The organism is Pseudothauera lacus (assembly GCF_003034845.1).
Classification (GTDB): Bacteria; Pseudomonadota; Gammaproteobacteria; order Burkholderiales; family Rhodocyclaceae; genus Pseudothauera; species Pseudothauera lacus.
The window spans coordinates 54,913-80,383 of record NZ_PZKC01000007.1 but is presented as its reverse complement, the minus strand read 5'-3'; the positions used below and the strand labels follow the sequence as shown (position 1 = coordinate 80,383).

The window sequence follows — 25,471 nt, the reverse complement described above, 5'->3', positions numbered from 1 at the left end:
TCAGAAGTCCGGTGACGGGCGTTCGGTCGATCTGCGCGTGGCTTGCGATGTCAGACAGACTGCACCAAAATGCATGCATAGTGATGCAAGTCTGGAGCCAATCGATGCCGACCCTGCAGATCCGCAATGTTCCCGATGACGTCTATCAGGCACTGGCGTTCCGTGCGGAGCGCGCGCAGCGCAGTCTGGCGCAGCAGGCGCTGATCGAGCTGCGCGGTGCGGGCGCCGGGCAGGAAGGCGGGCGACGGGCGTCCCTGCTGGCGGCGATCAAACGCAGCCTTCCCGAGTTTGCGGCGGCTCCCTCCGAGCGCCCGGAAGCGCTGATTCGCAGCGACCGCGAGCGCTGAGTCGATGCGTGCGGTGCTCGATGCTTCCGCCGCGGTCAATGTGGTCATGCGCACCGACCGCGCGGCGGACCTGATCGGCGCGCTCGAAGGCTGCGATCTCGTGCTGGCGCCGACGCTGTTCCATGGAGAGGTTGCCAACACCTTGTGGAAGTACGTGCGCGCCGGGGTCATCGACAAGCAGACAGCGCTGACCCGACTGGATGAGGCGCGCGGTCTGGTCGATAGCTTCGAAGCGGATGAGGGACTGGCTACCGAGGCCATGTCGCAGGCCATCCTGCACGCTCACCCGGTGTATGACCTGCTCTATCTCGTGCTGGCGATGCGCTACGGTGCGCGTCTGCTCTCCGCAGACGGCAAGCTGATGGAGCTGGCTGCCCGTATCGATCCGAGCATGGTCTGAGTACCCCGTCGCAGGCGCCCCCGCGGACGGCTCAGTTTCCTGCCCACAGCGCCTCGCCCCCCGCCTCCAGGTGGCTCAGATACACCCGCAGGTCGAATTCCAGCTGATGGTAGGCCGGCTCCATGTGGCAGCACAGTTGGTAGAAGGCCTTGTCGTGCTCCGGCTCCTTGAGGTGGGCCAGTTCGTGCACCACGATCATGCGCAGGAACTCTTCCGGCATGGCCTTGAACACCGCGGCGACATGGATCTCGCGCTTGGCCTTCAGACGCCCGCCCTGTACGCGCGAGATGCGCGTATGGGTGCCGAGCGCATTGCGCAACTCCTGCAGCTTGCCGTCGAAGGCGACCCGGGCGAGTGGCGGTGCGTTGCGCAGGTAGTCGCCCTTCATCGCCTGTACATAGTCGTAGAGCGCCTTGTCGGTGCGCACCGCGTGCGCCTGCGGGTACTTCCTGCGCAGGATGGCGCCCATCTTTCCGGCGGCGATCAGGGCGTCGGCCTGGTCGACGAGTTCGGGCGGATAGCCGGCAAGGTAGCTTGGCATGGGCACAGGGCGGGGGGAGGGCAGGAGGTGTGGCGGGAGCTTACATCGAATGACTTCGATTTGCGTATCGAAAAATAGCGATCTATAGTTCGAAAAACTACGATATTAATTTCGTCATTCGTCGATCAATGAATCGACTTGTGACGATGTTTGCGCGGCGGACCCACATGGATCTCGACGAAGTCATCAAGGCGCTCGCCCACCCGGTGCGGCGCGAAATCCTGCAGTGGCTCAAGGAGCCGGAGAAGCATTTCGCCGATCAGGAGCATCCGCTCGAAGTCGGCGTGTGCGCGGGCAAGTTCGCCCGTTGCGGGCTGTCGCAATCCACCGTGTCCACCCACCTGGCGGTGCTCACGCGCGCCGGCCTGGTCAGCACCCGGCGCATCGGCCAGTGGGTGTTCTACAAGCGCAATGAAGAGACCGTTGCCGAGTTTCTGCGCCAGATCGGCCACGAGCTTTGACCCCCTCATGCCTTACCCCCGGAGACCGCCCCCATGACTACCCTCTTCGACCCCCTTGTCGCCGGCGAACTGAAGCTCGCCAACCGCATCGCCATGGCCCCGCTCACCCGCAACCGCGCGCCCGGCGCGGTGCCGGCGGCGATGACTGCCACCTACTACGCGCAGCGCGCCAGCGCCGGCCTGCTGATCACCGAGGCCACCGCGATCAGCCATCAAGGACAGGGCTATTCCGATGTGCCCGGCCTCTACGCGCCTGAGCAGATTGCCGGTTGGCGGCGGGTCACCGAGGCGGTGCACGCCGCAGGCGGCACCATCGTCACTCAACTCTGGCACGTCGGTCGCGTCTCGCACAGCGCGCTGCAGCCCGGCGGTGCGGCACCGGTGGCGCCTTCGGCCATTACCGCGAAGACCAAGACCTACCTCGTCAATGCGGACGGCAGCGGCAGCTTCGTGCCGACCTCCGAACCGCGTGCGCTGGACATCGACGAGATTCCCGGCATCGTCGAGGACTACCGCCGTGCCGCGCGCGCGGCCATCGAGGCCGGTTTCGATGGTGTCGAAGTCCATGCCGCCAACGGCTACCTCATCGACCAGTTCCTGCGTTCGGGCAGCAACCAGCGCACGGACGCCTACGGCGGCAGCATCGCCAATCGTGCCCGTCTGCTGGTCGAGGTGATGGACGCGATCACCGCCGAGATCGGCGCCGGGCGCGTGGGCATCCGCATCTCGCCGGTCACCCCGGCCAACGACGCCGCCGACCCCGACCCGCAGCCGCTGTTCACCTACGTGGTGGAGCAACTGGCGCGCTGGCCGCTGGCCTATGTGCACATCATCGAAGGCGCCACCGGCGGGCCGCGCGACTTCCAACAGGGTGAGGCGCCCTTCGACTACGCCGCGCTGCGCGCCGCCTATGCCCAGGCCGGCGGCCAGGGCGCGTGGATGGTGAACAACGGCTACGACCGCGAGCTGGCGATCGCAGCGGTGGCCGCAGGGCGCGCGGACATTGTCGCCTTCGGCAAGGCCTTCATCGCCAACCCGGACCTGGTGCAGCGTCTGCGCGAGAACGCGCCGCTCAACGCCTGGGACAGCAGGACCTTCTACGGCGGCGGCGAGCACGGCTATCTCGATTACCCTGCACTGAGCTCAGCCTGAGCTCTGCCGGGCGATGAATATGTCACGGCCAAGGAGGGATGGGCGGCGTCCATGACCACGACTGTGCTATGGTCTTGAGTAGACGGCCCGCCCGCGCTGGACGGAAGGGCTCATGCCGGGTTGCCAACCGCGCATCAACGGCCGAGGAACAGCGCTCATGAAACGCCTGTGGGTGGTGGCAGTTCTCTTCTTCGCCTGCCTGGCTGCGGGCGTCGCGCTGCTGAACTGGAACCATGACGACAAGGAAAGGAGTCTGCTCGGGCAGTACTCCGAAGTGCTGGAAACCAGTTACCGCGCCAGCCTGAACAGTTTCGCGATTGCCACCGACACGCTGTTCACCGAGACGGTCAGCCGTCCGGATGTGCTCAGGGTGTTCGCCGCCGGCGTGGATGCCACTGGTGCGCAGCGCGATCATCACCGTGCCGAACTGTTCGCCCTGCTGGGCCCGTCCTATGCCGCCATGCAGCGCCGCAACCTGCGCCAGCTGCATTTTCATCTTGCCGACGGCACCAGCTTCCTGCGTTTCCACCAGCCCGACCGCTACGGCGATCCGCTGTTCGATGCGCGCCCCTCGGTACGCATCGCCAACACCGAGCGCCGGGTGGTTTCCGGTTTCGAAACCGGCAAGGTGGTGGCTGGCTTCCGCTACGTCTACCCGCTTGCCCTCGATGGCCGTCATCTGGGCAGCGTCGAGACCAGTGTCAGCTTCGAGGCCGTCCGCAGGGTGCTCGCCGATCTTGCCGGTGAGCGCGAGTACGCCTTCATCATGGCGCGTGGGGCGGTCGAGGAGAAGCTCTTTGCCGGGCAGGAGCGTCTGTACGAGGCAGCGCTCATCCATCCCGACTTTCTCGTCGAGGATCCCGACCGCCGCCTGCCCAGCAGCCCGCCACCGCCCTCGGCAACGGTGCGGGCGATAGACCGCCAGTTGCGTGACGATGCCCGCGTCCAGCACATGCTCGGCCAGGGCGTCTCGGGTACCGTCAGCGTCAGCCACGAAGGCAGCTACTACGCCGTTTCGCTGCTGGCAGTGCATGACGTCGAAGACCGGCTTGCCGGTTTCGTCATCTCCTACACCCCCGCACCGGTGCTGGGTACCTTGCACAAGGAGCTCTTCGCGAGCATTGCCGGGCTGCTCGCGCTGCTCCTGCTGGCCATTGCCATGGCCTACCGGGTGATCCAGGCGCGGCGCGCGGCGGAAGATGCCAGCCGCGCCAAGAGTGACTTCCTGGCCAACATGTCGCACGAGATCCGCACGCCGATGAATGCCATCATCGGCCTCACCCACCTCGCCCTGAAGACCGAGCTGAGCGCGCAGCAGCGCGCCTACCTGCGCAAGGTGCAGGATGCCAGCCGCCATCTGCTCGGCATCATCAACGACATCCTCGACTTCTCCAAGATCGAGGCTGGCCAGTTGAGCATCGACGCGCGCCAGTTCGACCTCGAGGACGTGTTCAACACCGTGGTCGTGCAGCTCAGCGACCGCGCCGCGGAGAAGGGGCTCGAACTGGTCATCGACGTGCGTCCGGAGGTGCCGCGCTTTCTCTTGGGCGACGACCTGCGCCTCGGGCAGATCCTGCTCAACCTCGGCAGCAATGCGCTGAAGTTCACCGAGGCCGGGGAAATCTACATCCTCGTCGAGCGGCGGGCCCAGACGGGCGAGAAGGTGGAGCTGAAGTTCACCGTGCGCGATACCGGCATCGGCATGGACGAAGCGCAGGTCGGCAAGCTCTTCCAGAGCTTTCATCAGGCCGACACCTCGATTACCCGCAGGTACGGTGGCACAGGTCTCGGGCTGGCAATATCGAAGCGCCTGTGCACCCTGATGGGGGGCGACATCGGCGTGCGCAGTACTCCGGGGCAGGGCTCGGAGTTCTGGTTCACCGCGTCCTTCGAGGTCGGTGGCGAGACGGCCGCGCGGCGCGTGCCGCAGCCCGAGTTGCGCGGTTTGCGGATCCTCGTGGTGGACGACAACGATCATGCCCGCACGGCGCTGACGGAGATCCTGCAGTCGCTCACCTTCCGCGCGACTGCGGTTGCCTCATCCGAGGCCGTGTTGGTCGAGCTGCAGTCCGCGCTCGATGAGGGCGACCCCTACCGGGTGGTGATGCTCGACTGGCAGATGCCGGAGATGGATGGCATACAGACTGCCTGTGCGATACAGGCATGCGGCCTGGCGGTGGCGCCGACCCTGGTGATGGTCAGTGCCTACGTCTGCGATGATCTGCGCGAGCAGGCCTACGCTGCGGGCTTCGTCGAAGTGCTGCCCAAGCCGGTTTCGGCATCGCAGGTCTTCGACACGGTGATCCGCCTGATGGGGGGCGATCACGTCGGCGACGTTGCCGCGCTTACCAGCCAGCGCCCGCTCGACGGCGCCCGTGTGCTGCTGGTCGAGGACAATCCGCTCAATCAGGAGGTGGCCACCGAGCTGCTGCGCGATGCCGGGGTCCGCGTCACCCTGGCGCAGAACGGTGCCGAAGCCCTGCAGCGCATCGCCGAAGAGGATTTCGACGCCGTGCTGATGGACATGCAGATGCCGGTCATGGACGGGCTCACCGCCACCCGCAGGATCCGCGCCCAGGCGCGTTTCAGCGCGCTGCCCATCCTGGCGATGACTGCCAACGCGATGGACTCGGATCGCGAGCGCTGCCTGGCTGCCGGCATGAATGACCATATCGGCAAACCCATCGAGCCCGCGCTGCTGCTGGACAAGCTGCGCGAATGGATCGACCCGCACAGCCCGCATCTGCTCAGGCTCGAAGCCGCAAAGCAGGCCGCCAGAAGTGATCCCATGCTGCTGCCGGAGGCGGTCGCGGGGGTGGATCTGCAGGCCGGGCGCCGCCTCACCGGGGGCAACGACACGCTTTACCGCGCCCTGCTCGACCGCTTTGTCGACGCCCACCGCGATTATTCGGCACGCCTTGTCGAAGCGCTGCAGCGCGGCGATCGCACGCTTGCCGAGCGCCTCGTGCACACTCTGGTCGCCAGCGCCGGGCAGATCGGCGCCGCTGCGCTCAGTGCGCAGGCGGATGCATTGCAGCAGGCGCTGCGCGCGGGGCAGCCGGTTGACGACGTGCTCGCAGCAACGCCCGCGCTGGTGGGGGCTCTGGATGAGCTGCTGGAGGCGCTGCGCGCAAGCTTGCCAGACAGGCGCAGCCCCGAACCCGCAGCCCACCCCAATCGCGCGCTGCTCGGCGAGCGCTGTGCGCAGCTGCGCGATCTGCTTGCCGTCGACGACTTCGAGGCCCACGCCCTCTTCGCCGACAATGTCGCCCTGCTGAAAGCGGGATTGGGGCCGTACTTCCACCCCCTGGAACGTGCAATGCGCGCCTTCGACCTGGTCACGGCGCTGAGCGTGGTGGACGCCGCGCGCCCCCTGTGGGATGGCGCTGCGCCGCCGCCGACCTCCCCCGGGCGGGAAGCATGAATACGGCGCCGCCGCCCTCCGCCGCCGCGCGGCCGGTCGTGCTGGTCGTCGATGACGCCCCCGACAACCTCGTCGTCATCGGCGAGCTGCTGCGCAAGCTGTACACCGTGCGCGTGGCCAACTCCGGGGCCAGCGCGCTGCGTGCGGCGGCTGGCGCGCCGCGCCCGGACCTCATCCTGCTCGACGTCATGATGCCCGACATGAGCGGCCATGATGTCATCCGCCGCCTGCATGCCGAGCCGCTCACCCGCGACATCCCGGTGATCTTCGTTACCGCCATGGATGCCGACGAGAACGAGGAATACGGCCTCGCCCTCGGCGCGGTGGATTACGTGGTCAAGCCGGTGCGGCCGGCAATCCTGCTTGCGCGGGTGCGCACCCAGCTCGAACTCAAGCGCGCCCGCGACCTCCTGGCCCGCCACAACGATGAACTGGAGGCCGAGGTCGCGCGGCGCTCGCACGAGAACAACCTGATCAAGGAGATCAGCCTGCAGGCCCTGGCGATGCTGACCGCCACCCGCGACAACGAGACCGGCAACCATCTCAACCGCACGCGCGCCTACATCGAGGTTCTCATCGACGAACTGCAGGGCCACCCGCGCTTTGCCGCGCAACTGAGCAAGCGCCAGTGTCAGCTGATCGCCGCTGCGGCGCCCCTCCACGACATCGGCAAAGTCGGCATCCCCGACCGCATCCTGCTCAAGCCGGGCGCCCTCGACGCCGCCGAATTCGAAATCATGAAGCGCCATGCACAGATCGGTGCCGATGCCATCGTCGAGGCCATCCGCACCGTCGTCGGGCCACAATGGACCCCGGCAGCGAGCGCAGGCGAAGAGGCCCCGCTGGCCTTCCTGGAAGTCGCGCGGCAGATCGCCGAATGCCACCATGAACGCTGGGACGGCAAGGGCTATCCCAACGGCCTTGCCGGCGAGGCCATCCCGTTGCCCGGCCGCCTGATGGCCATTGCCGATGTCTTCGACGCCCTCGCCAGCCATCGCCACTACAAGGCGGCGCTGCCCTTCACGGAGGTGGTCGAACACATCCGCAGCGAGCGTGGCCGGCATTTCGACCCCGACATCACCGATGCGCTGCTCAGGCGCCAGGACTACTTCATCGACATCGCCCAGCGCTTTGCCGACCATGCCTGAAGGGCGTGCGGCAGCAGGCCGCGCAGCGGCTAAACTGCAGCCTTGTTTCCTTCCCCGTCCGCCTCATGAAGATAGACCATCTCCCCCTCGGCGCCCGCTTCCAGTGGAAGGGGCAGACCTACACCAAGGTGGGGCCGATGACGGCCTCGGCCGATGCCGGCGGCACCGCCTTCATCCCCAAGCACGCGGTGCTGCAGCCGATGTCCGGTGAAGCACCCCCCCAGCCTGAAGGGCCGCCCGCCGCCGCACAGGTGGATACTGCGGTGCTGCAGGCGGCCTTCGAGGACTATCACCGCTGCGCGCTGGCGCTCGCCGGCGCGGCCGCGCAGGGCGAGCTGGAACGCGCCCGTCAGCGCTTCTGGTCGGCGCTGGGATAGCTGCCCGGGATGAGGATGTCGCGCCCCACCTTGCGGATGTCGGTGTGGCCGCAGAAGGCCATGGTGATGTCCAGCTCGCGGTGGATCAGCTCCAGGCACTTGCTCACCCCGGCCTCGCCCATGGCGCCCAGGCCGTAGAGGAAGGGGCGGCCGATGAGCGTGCCGCGTGCGCCCAGGGCGACGGCCTTGAGCACGTCCTGGCCGCTGCGGATGCCGCCGTCCATCCATACCTCGATGCGCTCGCCCACGGCATCGACGATGCCCGGCAGGGCGTGGATGGAGGAGGGCGCGCCGTCGAGCTGGCGGCCGCCGTGGTTGGAGACCACCAGCGCATCGGCGCCGCTGTCGGCGGCCAGGCGGGCGTCCTCGGCGTCCATGATGCCCTTCAGGATGAGCTTGCCGCCCCACAGCTTCTTCACCCACTCCACGTCCGCCCACGACAGCGCCGGATCGAACTGCTCGGCCGTCCAGCTCGACAGCGAGGACATGTCGGCCACCCCCTTGGCGTGGCCGACGATGTTGCGGAAGGTGCGCCGCGGCGTGCCCAGCATCCCCATGCACCAGCGCGGCTTGGTGGCGAGGTTGATGAGGTTGGCAAGTGTCGGCTTGGGCGGTGCGGAAAGCCCGTTCTTGAGGTCCTTGTGGCGCTGGCCGAGGATCTGCAGATCCAGCGTGAGCATCAGTGCCGAACACTTTGCCGCCTGCGCACGCTCGATCAGGCGGCGGATGAAGTCGCGGTCGCGCAGCATGTAGACCTGGAACCAGAACGGCGCCGTGGTGTGCTCGGCAATGTCCTCGATCGAGCAGATGCTCATCGTCGACAGCGTGAACGGCACACCGAACTTCTCCGCCGCACGTGCCGCAAGGATTTCGCCGTCGGCGTGCTGCATGCCGGTGAGCCCGGTCGGCGCCAGCGCCACCGGCATCTTCACCTGCTGCCCGGCCATGGTGGTGGCAAGACTGCGCCCTTCCATGTTCACCGCCACGCGCTGGCGCAGCTTGATGGGCTGGAAGTCGCTTTCGTTGGCGCGATAGGTGGTCTCTGTCCACGACCCCGAGTCGGCATAGTCATAGAACATGCGCGGCACGCGCTTGACGGCCAGACGGCGCAGATCCTCGATGCAGGTGATGACGCTCATGCCTTGTCTCCGTAGTTGTGATGTTGCCGACCGGCTGGCTGCATTTGATCGGTGGGCCAGGGCGTGTCCGGCGGTCTGGACATCGTCGCCGATACAAGCCGGACGGACCCGGAAGAAAGTTCACCCGTGCCGCGAAAGAAGTTCCGCCGCCTCGGCCTCGGCGGCCCTGCATACCTCGCGCAGCCAGGCGGTGAACACCGCCGCCGCCCCCTGGGGCGCGGCGTGGGCAATGTAATACTGCGTGCGCGCCGCCGCCTGGAGGCCGAACAGCGGCACCAGCGCGCCGCTGCGCAGCCACGGACGGGCCAGCGTCGGCCGTCCCGGCGCCACGCCCTGGGCACTGGCGGCGGCCTCCAGCAACAGGCCGAGGTCGACCAGTCGCGGCCCGCTGGCCGGCTCTTCGCGCCCCGCCAGCCCCGCCGCCGCGAACAGCGCTGCCCAAGGCTCCAGTGGGCTGCGCAGCAAGGGCAGCCCGGCCAGCGTCGCGGGGCTGCCGCGCGTATCCATGCCGGCGACCAGGGCCGGTGCCGCCAGCGGCACCACGACGTCGTTCATCAGCACCTCGCCGCCATGCGCGGCAACGTCGCCGTGGCGCACTTCAAGCTCGGCGTCTGCGGCGCCGAGGTCGAGATAGGGCACCGAGAGCACGATCTCCAGCTCGATCTGCGGCTGCGCCCGGGCGAAGGATGCCAGTGCCGGCACCAGCACCTGCCGCGCAAAGGTCGGCGGTGCGCACACCCGCAGCCGCTCGACGCGCTGCGCGGCACGCTGGTGCAGGGGAACCGCGGCCAGCAGGGCGAGCGCGGCGCGCACCTGCTCCAGGTACTCCTTGCCCAGCGCGGTGGGCGTCAGCGCCTTGCCGCCGCGGCTCAGCAGACTGGCGCCGAGCAACTCCTCCACGGTCGCCACACGCTTGCTCACCGCACTGGCGGTGACATGCAGTTCGTCAGCGGCGCGCTCGAAGCTGCCCAGTCGCGTTGCGGCCTCGAAAGCGCGCAGACCGTCGATGGAAGGGAAGCGGATGTCGGGGGTGGCGGGCATGGCGGCTATGGTACGCCACCGCCGGGACGGCGCGACAGGGTGCTTCGGCGCGTTCGCGGTGCATTTCTCACACTGCCCCGGCGGCGCGAGCGAGTACGGCGTGCCACGGCGAGTGTATCGGCACCCGCAGCAGGGACGGTGTGAGAAATGCGGGTTAAGATGCCGCCAGGGCGGAAACCGTGCGACGCCCGCAGAATCCCGTAGTAGCCCGGTTTTGCCCATGCCCGTCACCGTCCATGCCATCCACCGCTACCCGGTCAAGGGCCTCGGCGCTGAAGCCTTGCCCGCGGTGGAGCTCGCGCAGGGCGAGGCGATCCCCGGCGATCGCCGCCACGCTCTCGCCCGTGCCGGGCATGCCGCGGCAGCGCAGGATGCGGGCTGGCAGCCCAAGCGCTGCTTCATCGCCCTCGACAGCTGTCCGCAACTGGCCGCCGTCAGCGTGCGTCGCGCCGCCGACGGGCACGCGCTGGTCCTGAAGTACCGCGGTGCCATGCTGGCCGCGGGCGATCCGGACGACAGTGCCGGCCGACTCACCCTGGAGGGTGCGCTGAGCGGACTGGCGGGCGCCCCGGCAAAGCTCGTCGGCGGCCCCGTCAGCCGCTTTACCGACGCTCGCCAGGCGCTGCTTTCCATCGCCTGCCTGTCTTCGGCCGACGATCTCGCCGCCATCGTCGGGCACGCCGTCGATATCCGCCGCTTCCGCGCCAACCTCATCCTTGCCGGCGGTCTGCCCTGGCAGGAGCTCGACTGGGTGGGTGAGACCCTCACCGTCGGGGCCTTGAAGTTGCGTGTCGTCGAACCCATCCTGCGCTGTGCCGCCATCCGCGCCAACCCCGGCAATGGAGATGCCGACGTCGATCTGCTCCGTCCGCTGGCGCGACGCTTTGAGGAGCCCTTGTTCGGCGTCTACGCCGAAGTGGTCGCTGGCGGGCGCATCGCCGTCGGCGCCAGCGTCACTGTTCCCGAACGCTGCGGCCGTTTGCGCGACCGCAGCGCGCTGGGGGTGCGGTGAGTCAGCCCCGGCGCATGAACACGTAGTGCTTGGTCACTGGCTCCAGCACCTCGAACAGCCCGGTGAAGCCGGACGGAATCACGCAGGCCTCGCCGGGGCCGAATTCGTGCGCCGTGCCGGAGTCGTCGGTGATGCGGATGCGCCCGCTGATCACATGGAAGAACTCGTCGGTGCCCTCGGCGAAGGCGATGCGCCAGGCGCCGGGTTCGCACGACCAGGTGCCGGCGGACAGGCCGTCGCGCTCGAAATGCTCCCGGGTGGTGCGCAGCGGGTTGCCGGCCACCAGGCGGTCGGGGCGGGGGCGGTCGAACTCGGGGGCGGTGGTGGCGCCGGTGAATGCGGTCAGGGTGTTGTGCATGGTGGGGGCAGTGTCATCGGCAGGTGGCCGCATTCTAGCCGCGCCGTGCGTTGCATCGGCGGACGTACTTTGTCGTATGCTGCGGGCCGGACATCAACGACCACGAGGGAACCCGCCGATGATCGCGCGCGCTGCCGTCGAACTCAACAAGGCCTATCTGCTGCTCAACCACGGCCCGGTGACGCTGGTGAGCAGCGCCGCCAACGGCCAGCGCAACGTCATGGCGGCATCCTGGGCGATGCCGCTGGACTTCGATCCGCCCAAGGTGGCGGTGGTGATCGACCGCAGCACCCTGACCCGCGAGCTGGTCGAAGCCAGCGGCGAGTTCGTGCTCAACATACCCTCGCGCGCCATTGCCCGCACCGTGCTTGCCGCCGGCTCCAGCAGCGGACGCGACGGCGACAAGTTCGCGGGGCTGGGCGTGGTCACCGAACCGGCTGCTCAGGTTGGCGCGCCGCTGGTGGGCGGCTGCCTGGCCTGGCTGGAGTGCCGGGTGCTCCCCGAACCCGACAACCAGCGCAAGTACGACCTCTTCATTGCCGAGGTGGTCGCCGCCTGGGCTGATCCGGCAGTGTTTGCCAACGGCCGCTGGCGCTTCGCGGACGCCGCGCAGCGCACCATCCACTACCGTGCCGGCGGGCACTTCTTCGCCACCGGCGATGGCTTCGATGCGGGGCCTGCGGAGGGCTGAGGGGGAGAGGCAGGGCCCGGTTTGACTGTCCGTGAGCGGCGTCAGGATGGCGGCGTATCCGCCTGTGGATGCCCTTCGTCTAGCTCCAGCCCCCAGTCGCCGTAGGTGTACCAGTCGTCGCCGAGCAACTCCGCCGGGTGCTGGGTGCGCCCGGAGCCGTTGCCACAGCCAAGATCGTCGGCCGCGCAGTACTTGTCGCAGCCCCAGCAGATGCGTTCGGGGTGGCGGGGGTGGAGGGGGAATTTCTTGGCCATGGGAGGGTCGGGCGGGAACCGGGTGGAGGATAACCGGCGGCGGGCGGCGGGCATTGATGGCGGTCAAAGCGGCGGCCCTGTCGGAATCGTTCAAGACCGTGTGCGCCTCACCCGCTATCCTGCAGGCATTCCTGTCACCCCATGCGGAGAGCTGTCATGAAGCTTGGCTACACCATCCTCTACGTTGCCGACGTGCCGCGCACGCTCGCCTTCTATGAAGCCGCCTTCGGGCTGCAGCGCCGCTTCCTTCATGAAAGCGGTGATTTCGGCGAGCTGGAAACCGGCAGTACCGCGCTGGCTTTTTCCTCGCGCCGGCTGATGAGCGAACTCGGCAAGAACCCATCGATGCCCGATCCGCACGCGCCGTGCAGCGAGATCGCCCTCGTCACCGAGGAAGTCGCCGCGGCGGTTGATCGCGCAGTAGCCGCCGGTGCGCTGCTGGTGCAGCCCCCGGCGCAGATGCCGTGGGGGCAGACGGTGGCCTATGTCGCCGACCTCGATGGTTTCCTGGTGGAGTTGTGTACCCCGGTGGCTCAGGCGTAGCCGGGTTCCAGTGCCATCGCCAGCAGCACCGGGTCGGCGCGCAGGCGTGCCGGCGTGGTGGCGAACCAGCGCCGGAAGGCACGGTTCATGTGGGCCTGGTCGGCGTAGCCGTGGTCCGCGGCGATCTCGGCAAGCGCCTGCCCGCCGGCCAGTGCGGCGGCGGCGCGACGTGCGCGGGCGAGGCCTTGCCAGTAGCGCGGCGAGCGCGCCGTGGCAGCCTGCAGCAGGCGCTCCAGGCTGCGTTCGCTGACCCCCAGCGCACGGCAGGCAGCGGTCACGCGGGGGCCGGAGGCGAGCGCCTGCAGCGCTTCGGCGACGCGGGTATCGAGGCGGGCGTGTTCCTCGATGCGGTTTCCCAGCGCCAGCGGGTCGTCGGCGTCGAGGCGGCTGGCGGCGGTGAGCAGTGCCGCTTCGTCCAGGCGCACCGCGGGGTGGAAGCGCAGGCCGGCAAAACGCTCTCCAGCTGCGCCAGCGACCTGCAGTGCGCTGTCGGCCAGCGGGGAGATGAACCAGCGCGGCGCACCGTCAGTGGCGCGCGCGACGATGAGGTCGCGGCAGCCGTCGGGCAGCACCACGGTGGTGGATGCATGTTCCACGCTGAAGTGCCAGTGGCGCAGCACGATGGTCGGCAGGGAGCAGGGCGGGGCCATGCTGCATTGTATGCAAGGGGCCTCGCCGGTGGTGCTGCCTCAGGTCTGCGCCAGCCCCACCCAGCGGCAGTGATGGGTTGTTTCGCCCGGTTCCACGGTGCCGCACAGCACCAGGGTGTGGCGCGCGCTGCGCAACTGCAGCGCGGCCAGCTGCAGCAAGCGCGGCCAGCGCAGCGCTTCGTCGCCGCCCCAGGGCAGGTAGAGGGCGGCGTCGAGCGTCGCCAGTGCGTGCTGCAGCGGAATGGCGGCGAGTACGGCCTGGGTGGCAAGAAAATCGAAGGGCAGTGGCGGTGCGTCGTGCAGGCAGAGTTCGTCGAGCACGGTGGCGGTGGCGCTGCGTACTCCGGCGCGTGAGGTCCACAGCGCCGCGGTGCTGCCGCGCGGCGCCTGCTCCGGCAGCGCGGCAAGGCAGGCATGGACGCCGGCGACGACGAGCTCGACGTGTGTGCCGGCGCGCCGCAGCGGTGTCCCTGCGGCGGCGCGCACGCGCTGGCGCAGCGCGGCACTGTCGAGTTCGAGGGCAAGGTCGGCGAGGATGACGATGCCGGCCGGGACCTGCAGCGCGGCGCTCATCGGGGCGTCGCCGCGCGGGTGAGGGCGAGTGCGGCGATGCTGCCGCCGAAGCCGATCAGGTTGAGCAGCACGCGACGGGCGTCGCTCCCTGCAGCGGCGAGCGCACCGAGCAGCGCGGTGGTCTCGGCCATGCCGCTGGCGCCCAGGGTGTGGCCGAGGCAGGGCTTGAGCGCCATCTGCGCCGGCAGCCGGGTGCCGAACACCGTGGCCAGTGCGCGTGCCTCGGCCTCGTCGGTGGCCGCCAGCCCGCCGCAGTGCGGCTTCAGCAAGTCGATGTCGGCGGGGGCGAGGGCGGCGGCACGCAGCGCACGGTCGAGCACCGCGGCGATGCGCGCGCCGTCGGGCGCCGGGCCGGTGGGCGAATGGCCGTCCACGCCGAGCGCGCTGCCGGCAATGCGCCAGCCGCTGTCACCGGCAACGGTGCTGTCGTCGGCGGCGCACAGCAGCATCCCGGCCACCGCTTCGCCGAGCACCAGCCCGCTGCCGGCGGGGGCGTCCGCGGCAGCGAGCAGGCCGAGGGCGGCAAAGCCCGCCATGGTGATGTCGTTGGCCAGCTCGATGCCGAGCACGATGGCGTGCTCGATCTCGCCGGCGGCGATCAGTGCGGCGGCGGCATCGAGTGCCGCGAAGGCCGACGTGCAGGTCGTGGAGAACACCCAGGGGGTGCCGCGCAGGCCGAGCCAGTCACCCACCTCGGTAGCGAAGGCCGCGGCATCCTCCGGCAGCTCGATGCGCCCGCTGTGGCGCGTGGCCTCTTCAAGTGCGCCGGCCTGCAGCGACGATGAGGCGACAAAGAGCGGGATGTCCTGCCAGCGTGCGTCAGTGCCGGCGGCCAGGGCGCAGCGCAGTTCGGCGCCCACGCCGCGCACCGCGGCCTGCGCACGCGCCGCCCAGGTGTCTTCGGCGAGCGCCAGCGGGTACCACGGCCAGTCCTGCTCCAGCACCCGGCGGCGCGCCGGTGGCGCTGGGGGCCTTGCGCGCAGGCCGGTGGCGAGCGTGGTGCCGGCTGTGCGCGTGTCGCGCCCGAGCGCCGAACAGTGGCCGAGCGCGGCGATGCGCACGCGCTTCATGGTGCTGCCTTCATTCGCGCGCTGCCAGGAAGGTTTCCAGGTGCGCGGCGAGGGCGCCGACGCTGCTCAGGATGCGGCGGGTCTCCTTGCTGTCGGTGAGGCGCAGGCCGTACTTCTTCTGGATCGCCATGGAGAGCTGCAGGGCGTCGAGGGAGTCGAGCGCCAGCGGTGCTTCGGGGCCGAAGAGGATCTCGTCGTCGGTGATCGCGGCGGGATCGCAGTCACGGTCGCAGGCGTCGACGATGAGTTGCTTGAGGTCGTCCTTGAGGGTCATCGCGGGCGTGAGCGCAGGTTCAGGATCAGGGCCGCGCCCAGCGCGGCGAGGGCGAAGCATAGCAGGGCGGCGGCCGGGCCGATGGCCTGGGCGCTGCCGCCGTGCTGCAGCAGCACGCGGTGGAAGCCTTCCAGCGCCCAGGCCATTGGCGAGAGCTGGGCGAGCTGCTGCATGAAGGCGGGCATGAAGAAGGCCGGCACCATGATGCCGCCGACCGCGCCCATGAGGATGTTGCCGACACCGCCGATGACCGTGGCCTGTTCGACGGTGCGTGCGAGGCTGGCGATGAGCAGCGCCCAGCACACCGCGGCGGCGCTGACGGCGGCGGAGACCAGCCACAGCGCGGCAAGGGCGTCGGTGCCGGCAGGCAGCACGAGGGCCTCGCCGCCGGCCAGCGGTACCAGGTAGAGGCCGACCAGCACCATCAGCACGGCCTGCACCTGATTGACCACGAAGAAGGGCAGCAGCTTGCCGGCCAGCACCAGCGCGTAGGGCAGCTGCTGGCTGGCCAGGCGCTGCAGGGTGCCGTGCTGGCGTTCGGCGATGAACACCGCGGAGAGCGGAATGACGACGAAGAACATCGAGAAGATCAGCCACGCCGGCACGCTCTGCTGCACCGAGCTGGGCAGCGCGGCGAGCGGATCGCGGCCGCTGCCGCGGGCGGCGAGCACTTCCACGGGCAGGGCGAGGGTGGCGGGATCGAGGGCCTGCAGTTCGGGGATCATCAGCGTGCGGCCGAGGCGCTGGAGCAGGGCTTCGGCCTGAAAGCGTCCGAGTTCGGCTTCGGTGTGCAGGCGGAAGGCGGTCTGCAGGGCCTGCGGCACCACCGGATCGACCAGCAGGCGCAATGCCGGGCGTGCCTCACGGGGGGCGGCGCCGTCGGGTTGGGCAGCGCCAAAACCGGCGGGCAGCACCAGCGCGAAACCGATGCGGCCGTCGGCGAGGGCGGCACGGGCGGCGGCCTCGTCGGCCAGCATGCCGGTGTCGCGGAAGGTAAGCAGGCGGCGCAGGCCCTCGGCGTAGCGTGCCGAAGCGGCACTGTGGTCGAGGTCGACGATGGCATAGCCGAGATCGCTGGCCGCGCCAACGTCGAAGGCGTCGCGCAGCGCCAGCGACATCACCAGGATGAAGATCATCGGCATCAGGAAGAGCGCCGCCAGCCCATGGCGGTCGCGCAGCAGGGCGATGGTCTCCTTCCTCCAGAGGGCGAGCAGGCGGGTCATCGTCAGTCGCGCAGCGAGCGCCGGGTGAGGCGCATGAACAGGGTTTCGAGGTTCTGGCGGCCGTAGTCCACGGCTTGTGCCGGGCAGCCCGCGGCGGCCAGTTCGGTGAGCAGGGCGGGGAGGGCGGCGGGTTCCAGGGCGGGCAGCAGCACCTCGCAGCCGTGCGTGTGCAGTGCCGGATGCTGCGCCGCCAGGCGTGCGGCGAGTGCCGCGGGCAGCGGCTGCGCGAGGCGCAGGGCGAGGCGCCCGGCGTCGTCATGGAGCAGGCCGGCGAGGGTGTCGGCGGCGAGTACGCGGCCGTGGTCGATGATCGCCACGCGGGAGCACAGCGCCTCGACCTCGTCCATGTAATGGCTGGTGTAGATCACCGTGCGACCGTCGCCGGCGAGGCCGCGGATGGTGTCGAGGAGGAAGGCGCGCGACTGCGGGTCGACGCCCACGGTGGGTTCGTCGAGGAGCAGGAGGCGTGGCGCGCCGAGCAGGCCGATGGCCAGGTTGAGGCGCCGCCGCAGGCCACCGGAGAGGGTTTCCGCGCGCTGTCCGGCCACCCCTTCGAGCTGCGTGGCGGCGCTTGCCGCGGCCACCCGGGCGCGTGCTTCTGTCCGCCCGAGGCCGAGCACGCCGGCGAAGAAGCGCAGGTTCTCGGTCACCGTCAGCATCGGGTAGAAGGCGTGCTCCTGCGGCACCAGGGCGATTGCCGCGGGGTGGCGGCGGCGGTAGGCAGCCAGTGACTCGCCGTCGATGTCGATGCCGCCGGCGTCGGCGTCGAGGAGGCCGGCGAGGATGGAGATCAGCGTGGTCTTGCCGGCACCGTTGGGGCCGAGCAGGCCGAACACGCCCTCGCCCGGCACGTCGAGGTCGATGCCCGCCAGCGCCGGCTGCGGCTGCCGCGGGTAGTGATGGACGAGGCCGCGGATGCGCAGCATCACAGCGCCCGTTCGAGGGCCTGGAAGAAGGCGCGTTCGTCCGCCGCCTGGCGGCGCAGCAGGGCGCCCAGCGCGCTTGGCGCAAAGGCGTCGCGGCCACGGATCATGCGCGCCGCGGCGAGGGCGAACTCGCGCCAGCCGTCGCCGATGTCGACCAGGCGGTCGCCCAGTTCGGCCAGCGCCGGACGCTGCGCGAGGCCGGCGGCTTCCTGCAGGAAGGCCGCATACATGAAGCGGAAGCCGCCGCCGCCGGTGCCGATCTCCTCCTGCATGCGCACCAGATGGCCGATGAAGAGCAGGCCCTGGCGGGTGTCGCCGCTGGCCGGCAGGCGTTCGATGGCGGCGGCGACACGCTCCATGGCGCGGGTGCCGACGATGGGCAGCGGGGTGCGCAGCATGACGCGCACGGTCTTGCGGATCGCCGCGGGGATCACCGTGCCCCAGTCGGGCTCCTGCGGCTGCCCTGCGGGGTAGTAGAGCAGGCCGCGGGGGGCGAGTACGCCGCGGGCGAAGCGGGCCCTGGCGAGATCGGCGGCGGCGCAGCGCACCGGCTCCTCGAACACCGGGTCGGAGAGCAGGTAGTCGCCGCTCGCCGGGTCGCGGCCGTAGGCCAGCACGTTGTGGGCGTTGAAGTGAAAGCGCAGGTCCTGCGGGAAGTAGGGCAGCCAGAACACCGAGGTCTGCAGGCCGACGACCTTGCCCTCGTCGAGCAGGGCGTCCAGCCGCGCTGCGCCGCGCGCCGGGGTGCGGAAGGTTTCGGTGCGCATGCGCAGGCCGAGTGGCTTCTGCAGGCCGCGCACGATGGCCCGCGGCGGCATGCGGTAGGCCACCAGCGGCAGGCCACCGAGCTTGATGAAGGGCAGCCAGGCGAAGGACAGCGCCGAGGCGAGGCCGAAGGCCATCGGCTCGGAGAGCGGCAGGCCGTAGTGGCGCACGATGGCCGACATCACCCCGCTTTCGCAGTGGGAGGCGTGCCGGTGCTGGAAGGCGCTCATCGTGGCGGCGTGCTGGTGAGCGTGGCGACGTCGATGCCCAGTGCCGCGGCGTAGCGCGTCAGCAGGGCCGTGGACAGGCGGGCGAAGACCGCCGGGCGCAGGTGGCGGCGCACCCGCCAGCGCCACAGCCCGGTGCTCTGGGCGAGCAGGCTGTCGTCCATGCGGGCGCGGTACATGTGGTATTCAAGCAGCGAGGCGGTGCCCGCATGCACGCCGGCCAGCGCGGCGGCGGCGCGGCGGTCGAGCTCATCGACGGCCTGCCGGGTGACGATCTCCTCGACCTCCCAGCCCGCCGAGGCGACGGTGCCGAGACGGCCGTCGGCGCCGCGCGCGTACATCGCCTTGCGCCGGCCACCGAGGGTGGCGTTGCCTTCCTGGGGGACCTCGCCCGCGTCCATCTCAGACCACCGTGAGGTGCATGAAGGCGCTGGAGAAGCGCCCGCTCTCGGGGACGAAACAGAGCAGGCGCTGGCCGGCGGCGAGGCGGCCGCTGCGCACCAGTTCGTCGAGCATGATGAAGATCGACGCCGAGCCGGTGTTGCCCTTCTCGGCGAGGTTGGTGAACCAGCGCGTCGCCGGAATCTCCAGCCCCAGTGTGGCCAGCGCGTCGGCGATGGGCTGGCGGAAGTAGTGCGACGACATGTGCGGCAGGAACCAGTCAATGTCCGCCGCGCGCAGCCCGCGGCGGGCGATGAGGCCGGCGAGGGGAATCTCCAGGGTGTGGCGGACGACGTTGTCGTTGAGCAGGCGGACATCCTGCTTGATGGCGAAGATCGACTGTGCCGCCCACTGCTCCGGGCTGTGGCGGGCCCAGCCGTCGAGCGTACCGTCGTCCTTGCGCGCGGCGCCGGCGTACATGCAGGTGGGCAGCACGTGAGCCTGCGAGGAGAGCTCGATCCAGTCGATGCGCAGCGCGCTGCTGCCGGGGCGCGGGGCGCGCTCGACGAGCACGGCGCCGGCGCCGTCGGAAAGCATCCAGCGCAGGAAGTCCTTCTCGAAGGCGATCTCGGGGTGGCTTTCGAGTTCGGCGACGCGGGCCTCGCTCTCGGCGGCGAAATGTTCCCCGCGCAGCACCGGCGAACACAGCTCGGAGCCGGTGGCCACCGCATTGCGCGTGCTGCCGGCGAGCACCGACAGCCAGGCGTGCTTGAGGGCGGTCATGCCGGCGAGGCAGATGCCGGCGGTGCTGACCACCTCACAGGACGGAATGCCCAGTTCGCCGTGCACCATCACGCCATGGCCGGGCATCAGCTGGTCGGGCAGCGAGGTGCCGCATACCAGCGCCTCGATGTCGTCGAGCGCGAAGCCGTCGGCGGCCAGCGCACGCACGGCGGCGGCGGTGAGCTGTGCGTTGCTGTGGGTAGGGGCGCCGGTGGCCGGGTCGATGGCGTAATGGCGCAGGCGGATACCGTTGTTGCGCAGCACGATGCGGCGCGCGCGCGACGGACGGTCGCCGATGCGGCCGAGCACGGTTTCGATGTCGTCGTTGCCGACCGGGGCGTTGGGCAGTGCGGCGGCGGTGGCGGTGATGTAGGCGTGGCGGTCGGTCATGGAGGCATGCGTTCCGTCCCCGAGCCGGAAGGCAGCTCGTGCTGCGCGCGCAGGGCGTCGAGGCGCGGGCGCAGCAGCGGGGCGAAGACACGCTGGAGCAAAAGGCTCAAGGGTACCACCGTGACGATCATCAGCAGCAGGTAGGTGAAGAACAGCAGCAGCACCGGCTTGCGCCGCCACTGGCCGCGTCGTCCGCAGGCGCGGATGAGCCCCGACCAGAGCTTGAAGGCGCGCTGGCCGGCACGCTCGGAAATGATCAGGCGCGGATTCACGCGCACCGCGCGCAGGCCGCTGAGCAGCGGTGCGGCAGCGCGTTCGCGGTCGGTGGCGAGGGCTTCGGCAAGGGCGTGGCCGAAGCGCGCGGCGCCGCTGATCTCCTCTTCCGCCACCCCCGCCGGCGGCAGGCCGAGAAAGCTGTCGCGGCGCCCGCTGAGCACCCAGCGCGGGGTGGTGATGAAGGTCGCCAGCGGGTGGGCGCTGTCGGTAAAGGCAAGGTGATCGCTGAGGCGGCCGCCGGCCTCGCGCACCAGTTGCGCCATCTTCTCCTGCGCACCCAGCCACATGTTGCGGCAGGCCACCACGGTGACCACCGGGCGCCCGGCCACCAGCCGCCGCCCCTCGGCGCTCTGCAGGAAGGCGGTCATCGGCATCGCCGGTGCCAGGTACCACACCTGATAGGCCAGGATGACCAGGTCGAAAGGCGTTTCGGGGTCGATGGCGGGCGGCTGATTGGGCGGCGGGTCGAGGCGGAAGGATTCCGGAAAGGCGTCGAGGAAATCCAGCAGCGGCCACGGAAAGGGGTAGGGCTGGCAGGGGCGGAGGATCTCCTCATGCACCGCGATGCCGGCTGCGCGCAAGGGCGCGACGATGTTGCCGGCGATGCGGGCGAGCTGGCCGGACTGCGAGAAATGGACGACGAGAACCTTCTTCATGCGCGCGGCCGGGCTCAGCGGCGCTTCTGGCGCAGCACGAGGCCGGAGTAATGGACCTCGCGCGCGCCGTCGGCCTCGACGATGCGCAGGGTTTCGCCCTTGCCGGTGCCCAGCCCGGAGATGATCGCCTCGGTTTCCGAAATCGGCTGCAGCGCCGCGCGCAGCACAAAGCCGGGCATCTGCGAGAAGCTCGCCTCGCCGACCAGCAGGCCGTCTTCCAGGCGCAGCGCGAGGTGGTCGGGGGTGAGCCCGCCGGGGTTGCCGACGATCTCGTAGTCACCGACGTAGTCGAGCAGGCGGCGCGGAATCGGCGAGCGCCTCAGGCGCTGGCCGACCAGCATGCTGTGGCCGCCGATGTGACCGACCAGCACCTCGTGTTCGCCGATGTTGGCCAGCGAGACCTGGATCTGCTCGAACAGCGGCACGCGCACCGGAATGAGCCCGAAGAGCTTGTAGCGCAGGCCGAACAGCCCGTCCTCGGCGGGGTCGAGCTGGAAGGTGTGGCCGAGGGCCTCGGCCTCCAGGCTGCGCCGCCCGGCATTGACGCGCACCAGGCCGATCATGGAGTCGTACCACGCCTGGTAGGCCTGCAGATCCACCTCCGCCGCCGCCGCAGAGGCGCCTTGGCGCGGCGGCGGGGTGACGGGCGGCGGCGGCAGTCCGGCCTTCGCTTCGAGAGCCAGTTCGAGCATCGCCGTGGCGATCTTCTTGACGCTGGTCTGCGCGGTGCCGCTGTTGCTCATCACCACCACCCCCAGACCGTGCTCGGGCAGCAGCGCCATCAGGCTGTGCGAATCGAGCAGGGTGCCGCCATGGTTGGGCACCGGGCCGCCGTGATGCACGCCGAGGCCGTTGAACATCCAGCCCAGGCCGATGCGCATGTCGAGGTCGAGGGCGACGTGCTCGTTCTGCGGGCGCATCATCTCCGCCAGCGTCGCGGCCGCGATGACGCGCTGCCCGCCGCTGCGCCCCTCGCTGAGCACCATGCTCATGAAACGGGCGATGTCCTCCACCGTGGACACCAGCCCGCCGGAAGGCAGGTCGCGCAGCGCGATCGGCTCCACTTCCTGGCCATTGCGGTACTCCTTGAGCGCCGGGCGCGCTTCGAAGGACGAACTGCGCATCCCCAGCGGCTCGAACAGCGCCTGCTGCATGTGGCGCGCATAGGGCTGGCCGCTGACGCGCTCGATGCCGACGCCGAGCAGCGTGTAGGCGAGGTTGGAGTAGGAGAACACGAACTCCGGCGGATAGGCCAGGTAGTCCTCGCGCACCGCATCGACCAGCGTCGCGATCGGCGCCGGCTCGCCCCCCAGCATGCCGTGGAGGTGGTTGGCCGGCAGGCCGGAGTGGTGGTGCATGATGTTGCGCGGGGTGATCTCCGTGCCGGCGCCGAAGCGGCTGCGCACGGAGAACTCCGGCAGCATGTCGACAAAGGGGCGGTCGATGTCGATGCGCCCGGCCTCGGCCAGCTGCATCGCCGCCGTCGCCGTCAGCACCTTGGCGATCGAGCCCAGGCGGTAGCGCGTCGCAGCGCTCGCCCGCGTGCCGGCAACGAGATCCTCGTAGCCGTAGCCCGCCGCCCACACCAGGCGGTCGCCGTCGACCAGCCCCACCGAGAGCCCGGTGATGTCGTTGGCGCGCATCTCGCGCTCGATCAGCCAGCCGACGTGGCTGCGCAGGTAATCGTAGTCGCCCTGCACCCACTGCGCCGGCTTCGGCGGCGCGCCCGCACAGGCGCTCAGCAGCACGGCGGCGAGCGTCAGGGTGAGAGCGCGATGCAGGGCGCCGAGGGCGGCGCGCTGCGACAGGAAGGCAAGAGGCATCGAAATCAGGGGGCCGCCGGCTGCGGGGCAAGTGTAAAAAAACGCAACCGCGGATTATAAGGGATCAGCGATGCTGCCAAAGGCAAATCGGTCACGCCTGGGTGGCGTGTACATGCACCGCCAGCCATACCGTGGCCGCGCCCGTGGCGGCCACGCGGTGGCGGCAGCGGGCGGGGATCAGCACCCAGTCGCCGGCCTCCAGGGCATGTTCCGCACTGCCGTCAAAGGCCAGCGTGGCACTGCCCTGCACCAGCATTACCCACTCGTCCCCGTCCTGTTCGTACCAGAACCCCGGCGGGCTGGTGTGGCCGTGCGAGACGATGCGCTCGACGCGGCAGTGCGGGGTGGCGAACAGCGTCTCGAAGGACTCCTCCGCTCCCGCTGCCGGCAGCGCCGCAAGCAGGTTGCCGAAGCATGGCGGGGCGGACATCTCAGCCCCCCTGGCGGACGTCGACGACGCGGATGTCCGGAATGCGGTGCAGATCGTCGGCCGACAGGCGGAACACCGTGTTCGGCGTACCCGCCGCCGCCCAGATCGGATCCAGCGCCCACAGCGCCTGATCCACCAGCACCGTAACCGCCCCCGCATGGCCAACCGGCGCCACCCCGCCAATGGCAAAGCCGGTGCGCAGGCGCACGAAGTCGGCGTCCGCGCGGCCCACCTTTTCGCCCAGCAGCGCAGCGAGCTTCTTCTCATCGACGCGGTCGGCACCGCTGGCGATCACCACGATGCACGCCTCCGACTGCTTGCCGCGAAAGACCACCGACTTGGCAATCTGCGCCACCTCGCAACCGATTGCCGCAGCCGCTTCCGCGCTGGTACGCGTGGAGGCGCCGAACTCGACGATTTCGGAGGGCATGCCGAGCGCGCGCAGGGCGGCTTCGACGCGGGCGCGGGAACTGACCGGGACTGCGGCGGTGTCGGTGCTCATGGGCTTACGGTGCGGGGGATGGAAAGGCGGTAGTGTATAGCGCCCATGCGCCGGTTGATCGCCATCCCGCCCCGCGGCTCTGTATCATTCATCCGGTCAAAACAGATGAGCATGCCCGAGGGGTGAATCCTTCAACCCCCCGGACTGCCGAAGGCAGGCATACGGATGGCCCGGCGGCGCAACAGGAAACGCGAACAAGGTCTCTTTGAGATCGCCACCCGCTCGGACTGGAAACTCTCCGCCGGCATCGCCGCGGCCTGCCTCTTCATCGGCTTGGTGCTCATTCCGGTGTTCTTCGCCGGCAATCCCCTCCTTGCCCCCATGGCGGGGATATTTTCCACGCTCGCCGTCTTCTTCGCCCTCGGCTTCGCCGGCATCGCCCTCATCCGCTACTTCAAGCAGGCTTCGGCGGGGTCCGCCGCGCGCGCGGATGGCCGCAAGCGCCCCGCCGCCGGCAACAGCAACCAGTTCGCCGAAGCGGTGACGATGATCGCGCCCGTTCCCCAGGCCGCCAAGACAAAGCCGGAAAACCCCCCGCCACCGCCACGCCCGCAAGAGTGGTCGCTCGACGTCCTCGACAGCATCGAATGGAAGCGCTTCGAAGACCTCTGCTGCGCCTTCTACCGCGAAAAGGGCATCCGCGCCCAGACCACCCGGCTGGGTGCCGACGGCGGCATCGACATCCACCTCTTTCAGGACGAAGCCGACCCCGCCCGCGCCACTTCCATCGTCCAGTGCAAGGCATGGAGCAAGCCGGTGGGCGTCCGCGAAATGCGCGAACTGCGTGGCGTAATGGCCCACGAGAAGGTCGACAAGGCCTTCTTCATGGCCCCCAACGGCTACACCGACGAAGCCCGCGCCTTCGCCACCGAAAACCGCATCACCCTGCTCGACGGCAAGCTCTTCCTCGCCATGCTGCAGCGCCTGCCCGAAGAAACCAGCAAGCGCCTGCTGGACTTCGCCACCGAAGGCGACTGGACCACGCCCACCTGCCCCAGTTGCGGCGACCGCATGACCGCACGGCAAGGCAAGTGGGGGCCGTTCTGGGGGTGTGTGAGCTACCCAAAATGCCACGCAAAACTGGGCATGCGCACCAAGTCTGCCGCCCCCAGGGCTTGATTCGGTCAACCCAGGAAGCCATGCTCATTCGAGCGTCAGGTCCACGTCGAAACCTGTCCGAGGATCTACTTCGGCTACTCGGCCTTTGCGGTCGTTGCTCCTGAGCACGGAATCAGGCAGCAATGTGGCGCTTACTGGTCGCTCATGGCTGAGACGCAAAGAACGGCGGCCTCCAGATATGACGATGCGATGATTCTTGGGATGCCTAGCAATAGACAAATGACATTCAGGCGCGTCCGAGGCACAATGCAGCTAAACGATACCTTGAGACTGAGAATGTGGACCAGTAATGTTGGTCGCACTCGGATTGACAGGCACATCAAAGTGGTAGCCACTGACGTGTTAGCCGGAATGGGCCTGTTTGTTTCGGATGCCATTAGGATGTTTCTCACTCGCATTTCAGCCGACAGAACCCCTCCATTAGATTCAATTCTGCTCAGCCTCAGTCGGATACCAACAGACAATGAGGCGCACTCTGTGATATTCCAATAACATTGATTCACGAGCTAGAACCC

Annotated in this window: 30 protein-coding genes; 12 read left to right on the top strand and 18 right to left on the bottom strand. The window is 69.3% G+C overall.

Annotated elements, in window-relative coordinates:
• Nucleotides 1-104: 104 nt before the first annotated feature.
• Entirely contained in the window at nt 105-347 is a 243-nt protein-coding gene (locus C8261_RS10125) for a FitA-like ribbon-helix-helix domain-containing protein (RefSeq protein ID WP_107493587.1), read from the top strand.
• 4 nt (nt 348-351) lie between these two features.
• A complete protein-coding gene (locus C8261_RS10120) occupies nt 352-747 on the top strand; it encodes a type II toxin-antitoxin system VapC family toxin (RefSeq protein WP_107493586.1) in 396 nt (131 codons plus the stop codon).
• Nucleotides 748-778: 31 nt separating this feature from the next.
• On the opposite strand, the gene C8261_RS10115 is transcribed toward C8261_RS10120, so the two are convergent.
• Nucleotides 779-1,288: a YgjP-like metallopeptidase domain-containing protein gene (locus tag C8261_RS10115; RefSeq protein ID WP_107493585.1), complete on the bottom strand. Its 510-nt coding sequence runs from the start codon at nt 1,286-1,288 to the stop codon at nt 779-781.
• Between the two features lie 167 nt (nt 1,289-1,455).
• Between C8261_RS10115 and C8261_RS10110 the strand changes: the two genes are divergently transcribed.
• The 5 genes from C8261_RS10110 (at nt 1,456) to C8261_RS10090 (ending at nt 7,850) form a co-directional block, all read left to right on the top strand.
• Entirely contained in the window at nt 1,456-1,749 is a 294-nt protein-coding gene (locus C8261_RS10110; RefSeq protein WP_107493584.1) for an ArsR/SmtB family transcription factor, read from the top strand.
• 33 nt (nt 1,750-1,782) lie between these two features.
• On the top strand, nt 1,783-2,901 hold the full coding sequence (locus C8261_RS10105; protein WP_107493583.1) for an alkene reductase: 1,119 nt from the start codon (nt 1,783-1,785) through the stop codon (nt 2,899-2,901).
• Nucleotides 2,902-3,058: 157 nt separating this feature from the next.
• On the top strand, nt 3,059-6,325 hold the full coding sequence (locus C8261_RS10100; protein ID WP_181358922.1) for a hybrid sensor histidine kinase/response regulator: 3,267 nt from the start codon (nt 3,059-3,061) through the stop codon (nt 6,323-6,325).
• Nucleotides 6,322-7,473, top strand: coding sequence for an HD-GYP domain-containing protein (locus C8261_RS10095; protein ID WP_107493581.1), 1,152 nt, complete (start codon nt 6,322-6,324; stop codon nt 7,471-7,473). The genes C8261_RS10100 and C8261_RS10095 overlap by 4 nt, the downstream gene beginning before the upstream one ends.
• Nucleotides 7,474-7,538: 65 nt before the next feature.
• The gene (locus tag C8261_RS10090) at nt 7,539-7,850 is read left to right on the top strand and encodes a hypothetical protein (protein ID WP_107493580.1); all 312 of its coding nucleotides are present in this window, start codon (nt 7,539-7,541) and stop codon (nt 7,848-7,850) included.
• On the opposite strand, the gene C8261_RS10085 is transcribed toward C8261_RS10090, so the two are convergent.
• The gene (locus C8261_RS10085) at nt 7,823-8,989 is read right to left on the bottom strand and encodes an alpha-hydroxy acid oxidase (protein ID WP_107493579.1); all 1,167 of its coding nucleotides are present in this window, start codon (nt 8,987-8,989) and stop codon (nt 7,823-7,825) included. The genes C8261_RS10090 and C8261_RS10085 overlap by 28 nt on opposite strands.
• Before the next feature lie 120 nt (nt 8,990-9,109).
• Nucleotides 9,110-10,030 carry a LysR family transcriptional regulator gene (locus tag C8261_RS10080; RefSeq protein ID WP_107493578.1) on the bottom strand — a complete coding sequence of 307 codons (921 nt, stop codon included), beginning with the start codon at nt 10,028-10,030 and terminating at the stop codon, nt 9,110-9,112.
• A gap of 220 nt (nt 10,031-10,250) precedes the next feature.
• Between C8261_RS10080 and C8261_RS10075 the strand changes: the two genes are divergently transcribed.
• The gene (locus C8261_RS10075) at nt 10,251-11,042 is read left to right on the top strand and encodes an MOSC domain-containing protein (protein ID WP_181358921.1); all 792 of its coding nucleotides are present in this window, start codon (nt 10,251-10,253) and stop codon (nt 11,040-11,042) included.
• A 1-nt stretch (nt 11,043) separates the two neighbouring features.
• Here the strand turns inward: C8261_RS10075 and C8261_RS10070 are convergent, their stop codons facing one another.
• Nucleotides 11,044-11,400, bottom strand: a complete 357-nt coding sequence (locus C8261_RS10070) for a cupin domain-containing protein (protein ID WP_107493577.1) — start codon at nt 11,398-11,400, stop codon at nt 11,044-11,046.
• Nucleotides 11,401-11,518: 118 nt separating this feature from the next.
• Between C8261_RS10070 and C8261_RS10065 the strand changes: the two genes are divergently transcribed.
• Nucleotides 11,519-12,091: a flavin reductase family protein gene (locus C8261_RS10065; RefSeq protein WP_219905183.1), complete on the top strand. Its 573-nt coding sequence runs from the start codon at nt 11,519-11,521 to the stop codon at nt 12,089-12,091.
• A gap of 41 nt (nt 12,092-12,132) precedes the next feature.
• Here C8261_RS10065 and C8261_RS10060 read toward each other — a convergent pair whose 3' ends face one another.
• Nucleotides 12,133-12,345 (bottom strand): DUF3079 domain-containing protein, encoded by a 213-nt coding sequence (locus C8261_RS10060; protein WP_107493575.1) that lies wholly within the window; start codon nt 12,343-12,345, stop codon nt 12,133-12,135.
• A gap of 156 nt (nt 12,346-12,501) precedes the next feature.
• Here C8261_RS10060 and C8261_RS10055 point away from each other — a divergent pair, with 156 nt between their 5' ends.
• The gene (locus C8261_RS10055; protein ID WP_107493574.1) at nt 12,502-12,888 is read left to right on the top strand and encodes a VOC family protein; all 387 of its coding nucleotides are present in this window, start codon (nt 12,502-12,504) and stop codon (nt 12,886-12,888) included.
• Here C8261_RS10055 and C8261_RS10050 read toward each other — a convergent pair.
• The 13 genes from C8261_RS10050 to C8261_RS09990 form a co-directional block, all read right to left on the bottom strand.
• Nucleotides 12,879-13,538: an AraC family transcriptional regulator gene (locus tag C8261_RS10050; RefSeq protein ID WP_107493573.1), complete on the bottom strand. Its 660-nt coding sequence runs from the start codon at nt 13,536-13,538 to the stop codon at nt 12,879-12,881. The genes C8261_RS10055 and C8261_RS10050 overlap by 10 nt on opposite strands.
• 39 nt (nt 13,539-13,577) lie before the next feature.
• Complete coding sequence (locus C8261_RS10045) at nt 13,578-14,111, bottom strand: hypothetical protein (RefSeq protein ID WP_107493572.1); 534 nt, start codon at nt 14,109-14,111, stop codon at nt 13,578-13,580.
• Nucleotides 14,108-15,181, bottom strand: coding sequence for a beta-ketoacyl synthase N-terminal-like domain-containing protein (locus tag C8261_RS10040; protein ID WP_107493571.1), 1,074 nt, complete (start codon nt 15,179-15,181; stop codon nt 14,108-14,110). Before C8261_RS10040 ends, C8261_RS10045 begins: the two co-directional genes overlap by 4 nt.
• A gap of 10 nt (nt 15,182-15,191) precedes the next feature.
• Nucleotides 15,192-15,455, bottom strand: a complete 264-nt coding sequence (locus tag C8261_RS10035; protein ID WP_107493570.1) for a phosphopantetheine-binding protein — start codon at nt 15,453-15,455, stop codon at nt 15,192-15,194.
• Nucleotides 15,452-16,678: an ABC transporter permease gene (locus tag C8261_RS10030; RefSeq protein WP_107493569.1), complete on the bottom strand. Its 1,227-nt coding sequence runs from the start codon at nt 16,676-16,678 to the stop codon at nt 15,452-15,454. Before C8261_RS10030 ends, C8261_RS10035 begins: the two co-directional genes overlap by 4 nt.
• Before the next feature lie 2 nt (nt 16,679-16,680).
• Nucleotides 16,681-17,604, bottom strand: coding sequence for an ABC transporter ATP-binding protein (locus C8261_RS10025; protein WP_107493568.1), 924 nt, complete (start codon nt 17,602-17,604; stop codon nt 16,681-16,683).
• Nucleotides 17,604-18,599 (bottom strand): BtrH N-terminal domain-containing protein, encoded by a 996-nt coding sequence (locus C8261_RS10020; RefSeq protein ID WP_107493567.1) that lies wholly within the window; start codon nt 18,597-18,599, stop codon nt 17,604-17,606. The genes C8261_RS10025 and C8261_RS10020 overlap by 1 nt, the downstream gene beginning before the upstream one ends.
• The gene (locus C8261_RS10015; RefSeq protein WP_107493566.1) at nt 18,596-18,997 is read right to left on the bottom strand and encodes a hypothetical protein; all 402 of its coding nucleotides are present in this window, start codon (nt 18,995-18,997) and stop codon (nt 18,596-18,598) included. The genes C8261_RS10020 and C8261_RS10015 overlap by 4 nt, the downstream gene beginning before the upstream one ends.
• Before the next feature lies 1 nt (nt 18,998).
• The gene (locus tag C8261_RS10010; protein WP_107493565.1) at nt 18,999-20,150 is read right to left on the bottom strand and encodes a beta-ketoacyl-ACP synthase III; all 1,152 of its coding nucleotides are present in this window, start codon (nt 20,148-20,150) and stop codon (nt 18,999-19,001) included.
• Nucleotides 20,147-21,082 (bottom strand): hypothetical protein, encoded by a 936-nt coding sequence (locus C8261_RS10005; RefSeq protein WP_107493564.1) that lies wholly within the window; start codon nt 21,080-21,082, stop codon nt 20,147-20,149. The genes C8261_RS10010 and C8261_RS10005 overlap by 4 nt, the downstream gene beginning before the upstream one ends.
• Before the next feature lie 14 nt (nt 21,083-21,096).
• Nucleotides 21,097-22,905, bottom strand: a complete 1,809-nt coding sequence (locus tag C8261_RS10000) for a serine hydrolase domain-containing protein (RefSeq protein WP_107493563.1) — start codon at nt 22,903-22,905, stop codon at nt 21,097-21,099.
• 91 nt (nt 22,906-22,996) lie between these two features.
• On the bottom strand, nt 22,997-23,335 hold the full coding sequence (locus C8261_RS09995; protein ID WP_107493562.1) for a cupin domain-containing protein: 339 nt from the start codon (nt 23,333-23,335) through the stop codon (nt 22,997-22,999).
• A 1-nt stretch (nt 23,336) separates the two neighbouring features.
• Nucleotides 23,337-23,837 carry a YbaK/EbsC family protein gene (locus C8261_RS09990; protein ID WP_107493561.1) on the bottom strand — a complete coding sequence of 167 codons (501 nt, stop codon included), beginning with the start codon at nt 23,835-23,837 and terminating at the stop codon, nt 23,337-23,339.
• 165 nt (nt 23,838-24,002) lie between these two features.
• Between C8261_RS09990 and C8261_RS09985 the strand changes: the two genes are divergently transcribed.
• On the top strand, nt 24,003-24,956 hold the full coding sequence (locus C8261_RS09985; protein ID WP_107493560.1) for a restriction endonuclease: 954 nt from the start codon (nt 24,003-24,005) through the stop codon (nt 24,954-24,956).
• Between the two features lie 144 nt (nt 24,957-25,100).
• On the top strand, nt 25,101-25,448 hold the full coding sequence (locus tag C8261_RS17830) for a type II toxin-antitoxin system RelB/DinJ family antitoxin (RefSeq protein WP_328588074.1): 348 nt from the start codon (nt 25,101-25,103) through the stop codon (nt 25,446-25,448).
• Nucleotides 25,449-25,471 lie beyond the last annotated feature (23 nt).

Bases quoted from the DNA above. Each gene is read 5' to 3' on its own strand.
- C8261_RS10125 (WP_107493587.1), top strand. From the start codon at position 105: ATGCCGACCCTGCAGATCCGCAATGTTCCCGATGACGTCTATCAGGCA.
- C8261_RS10120 (WP_107493586.1), top strand. From the start codon at position 352: ATGCGTGCGGTGCTCGATGCTTCCGCCGCGGTCAATGTGGTCATGCGC.
- C8261_RS10115 (WP_107493585.1), bottom strand. From the start codon at position 1,288: ATGCCAAGCTACCTTGCCGGCTATCCGCCCGAACTCGTCGACCAGGCC.
- C8261_RS10110 (WP_107493584.1), top strand. From the start codon at position 1,456: ATGGATCTCGACGAAGTCATCAAGGCGCTCGCCCACCCGGTGCGGCGC.
- C8261_RS10105 (WP_107493583.1), top strand. From the start codon at position 1,783: ATGACTACCCTCTTCGACCCCCTTGTCGCCGGCGAACTGAAGCTCGCC.
- C8261_RS10100 (WP_181358922.1), top strand. From the start codon at position 3,059: ATGAAACGCCTGTGGGTGGTGGCAGTTCTCTTCTTCGCCTGCCTGGCT.
- C8261_RS10095 (WP_107493581.1), top strand. From the start codon at position 6,322: ATGAATACGGCGCCGCCGCCCTCCGCCGCCGCGCGGCCGGTCGTGCTG.
- C8261_RS10090 (WP_107493580.1), top strand. From the start codon at position 7,539: ATGAAGATAGACCATCTCCCCCTCGGCGCCCGCTTCCAGTGGAAGGGG.
- C8261_RS10085 (WP_107493579.1), bottom strand. From the start codon at position 8,989: ATGAGCGTCATCACCTGCATCGAGGATCTGCGCCGTCTGGCCGTCAAG.
- C8261_RS10080 (WP_107493578.1), bottom strand. From the start codon at position 10,030: ATGCCCGCCACCCCCGACATCCGCTTCCCTTCCATCGACGGTCTGCGC.
- C8261_RS10075 (WP_181358921.1), top strand. From the start codon at position 10,251: ATGCCCGTCACCGTCCATGCCATCCACCGCTACCCGGTCAAGGGCCTC.
- C8261_RS10070 (WP_107493577.1), bottom strand. From the start codon at position 11,400: ATGCACAACACCCTGACCGCATTCACCGGCGCCACCACCGCCCCCGAG.
- C8261_RS10065 (WP_219905183.1), top strand. From the start codon at position 11,519: ATGATCGCGCGCGCTGCCGTCGAACTCAACAAGGCCTATCTGCTGCTC.
- C8261_RS10060 (WP_107493575.1), bottom strand. From the start codon at position 12,345: ATGGCCAAGAAATTCCCCCTCCACCCCCGCCACCCCGAACGCATCTGC.
- C8261_RS10055 (WP_107493574.1), top strand. From the start codon at position 12,502: ATGAAGCTTGGCTACACCATCCTCTACGTTGCCGACGTGCCGCGCACG.
- C8261_RS10050 (WP_107493573.1), bottom strand. From the start codon at position 13,538: ATGGCCCCGCCCTGCTCCCTGCCGACCATCGTGCTGCGCCACTGGCAC.
- C8261_RS10045 (WP_107493572.1), bottom strand. From the start codon at position 14,111: ATGAGCGCCGCGCTGCAGGTCCCGGCCGGCATCGTCATCCTCGCCGAC.
- C8261_RS10040 (WP_107493571.1), bottom strand. From the start codon at position 15,181: ATGAAGCGCGTGCGCATCGCCGCGCTCGGCCACTGTTCGGCGCTCGGG.
- C8261_RS10035 (WP_107493570.1), bottom strand. From the start codon at position 15,455: ATGACCCTCAAGGACGACCTCAAGCAACTCATCGTCGACGCCTGCGAC.
- C8261_RS10030 (WP_107493569.1), bottom strand. From the start codon at position 16,678: ATGACCCGCCTGCTCGCCCTCTGGAGGAAGGAGACCATCGCCCTGCTG.
- C8261_RS10025 (WP_107493568.1), bottom strand. From the start codon at position 17,604: ATGCTGCGCATCCGCGGCCTCGTCCATCACTACCCGCGGCAGCCGCAG.
- C8261_RS10020 (WP_107493567.1), bottom strand. From the start codon at position 18,599: ATGAGCGCCTTCCAGCACCGGCACGCCTCCCACTGCGAAAGCGGGGTG.
- C8261_RS10015 (WP_107493566.1), bottom strand. From the start codon at position 18,997: ATGGACGCGGGCGAGGTCCCCCAGGAAGGCAACGCCACCCTCGGTGGC.
- C8261_RS10010 (WP_107493565.1), bottom strand. From the start codon at position 20,150: ATGACCGACCGCCACGCCTACATCACCGCCACCGCCGCCGCACTGCCC.
- C8261_RS10005 (WP_107493564.1), bottom strand. From the start codon at position 21,082: ATGAAGAAGGTTCTCGTCGTCCATTTCTCGCAGTCCGGCCAGCTCGCC.
- C8261_RS10000 (WP_107493563.1), bottom strand. From the start codon at position 22,905: ATGCCTCTTGCCTTCCTGTCGCAGCGCGCCGCCCTCGGCGCCCTGCAT.
- C8261_RS09995 (WP_107493562.1), bottom strand. From the start codon at position 23,335: ATGTCCGCCCCGCCATGCTTCGGCAACCTGCTTGCGGCGCTGCCGGCA.
- C8261_RS09990 (WP_107493561.1), bottom strand. From the start codon at position 23,837: ATGAGCACCGACACCGCCGCAGTCCCGGTCAGTTCCCGCGCCCGCGTC.
- C8261_RS09985 (WP_107493560.1), top strand. From the start codon at position 24,003: ATGGCCCGGCGGCGCAACAGGAAACGCGAACAAGGTCTCTTTGAGATC.
- C8261_RS17830 (WP_328588074.1), top strand. From the start codon at position 25,101: ATGGCTGAGACGCAAAGAACGGCGGCCTCCAGATATGACGATGCGATG.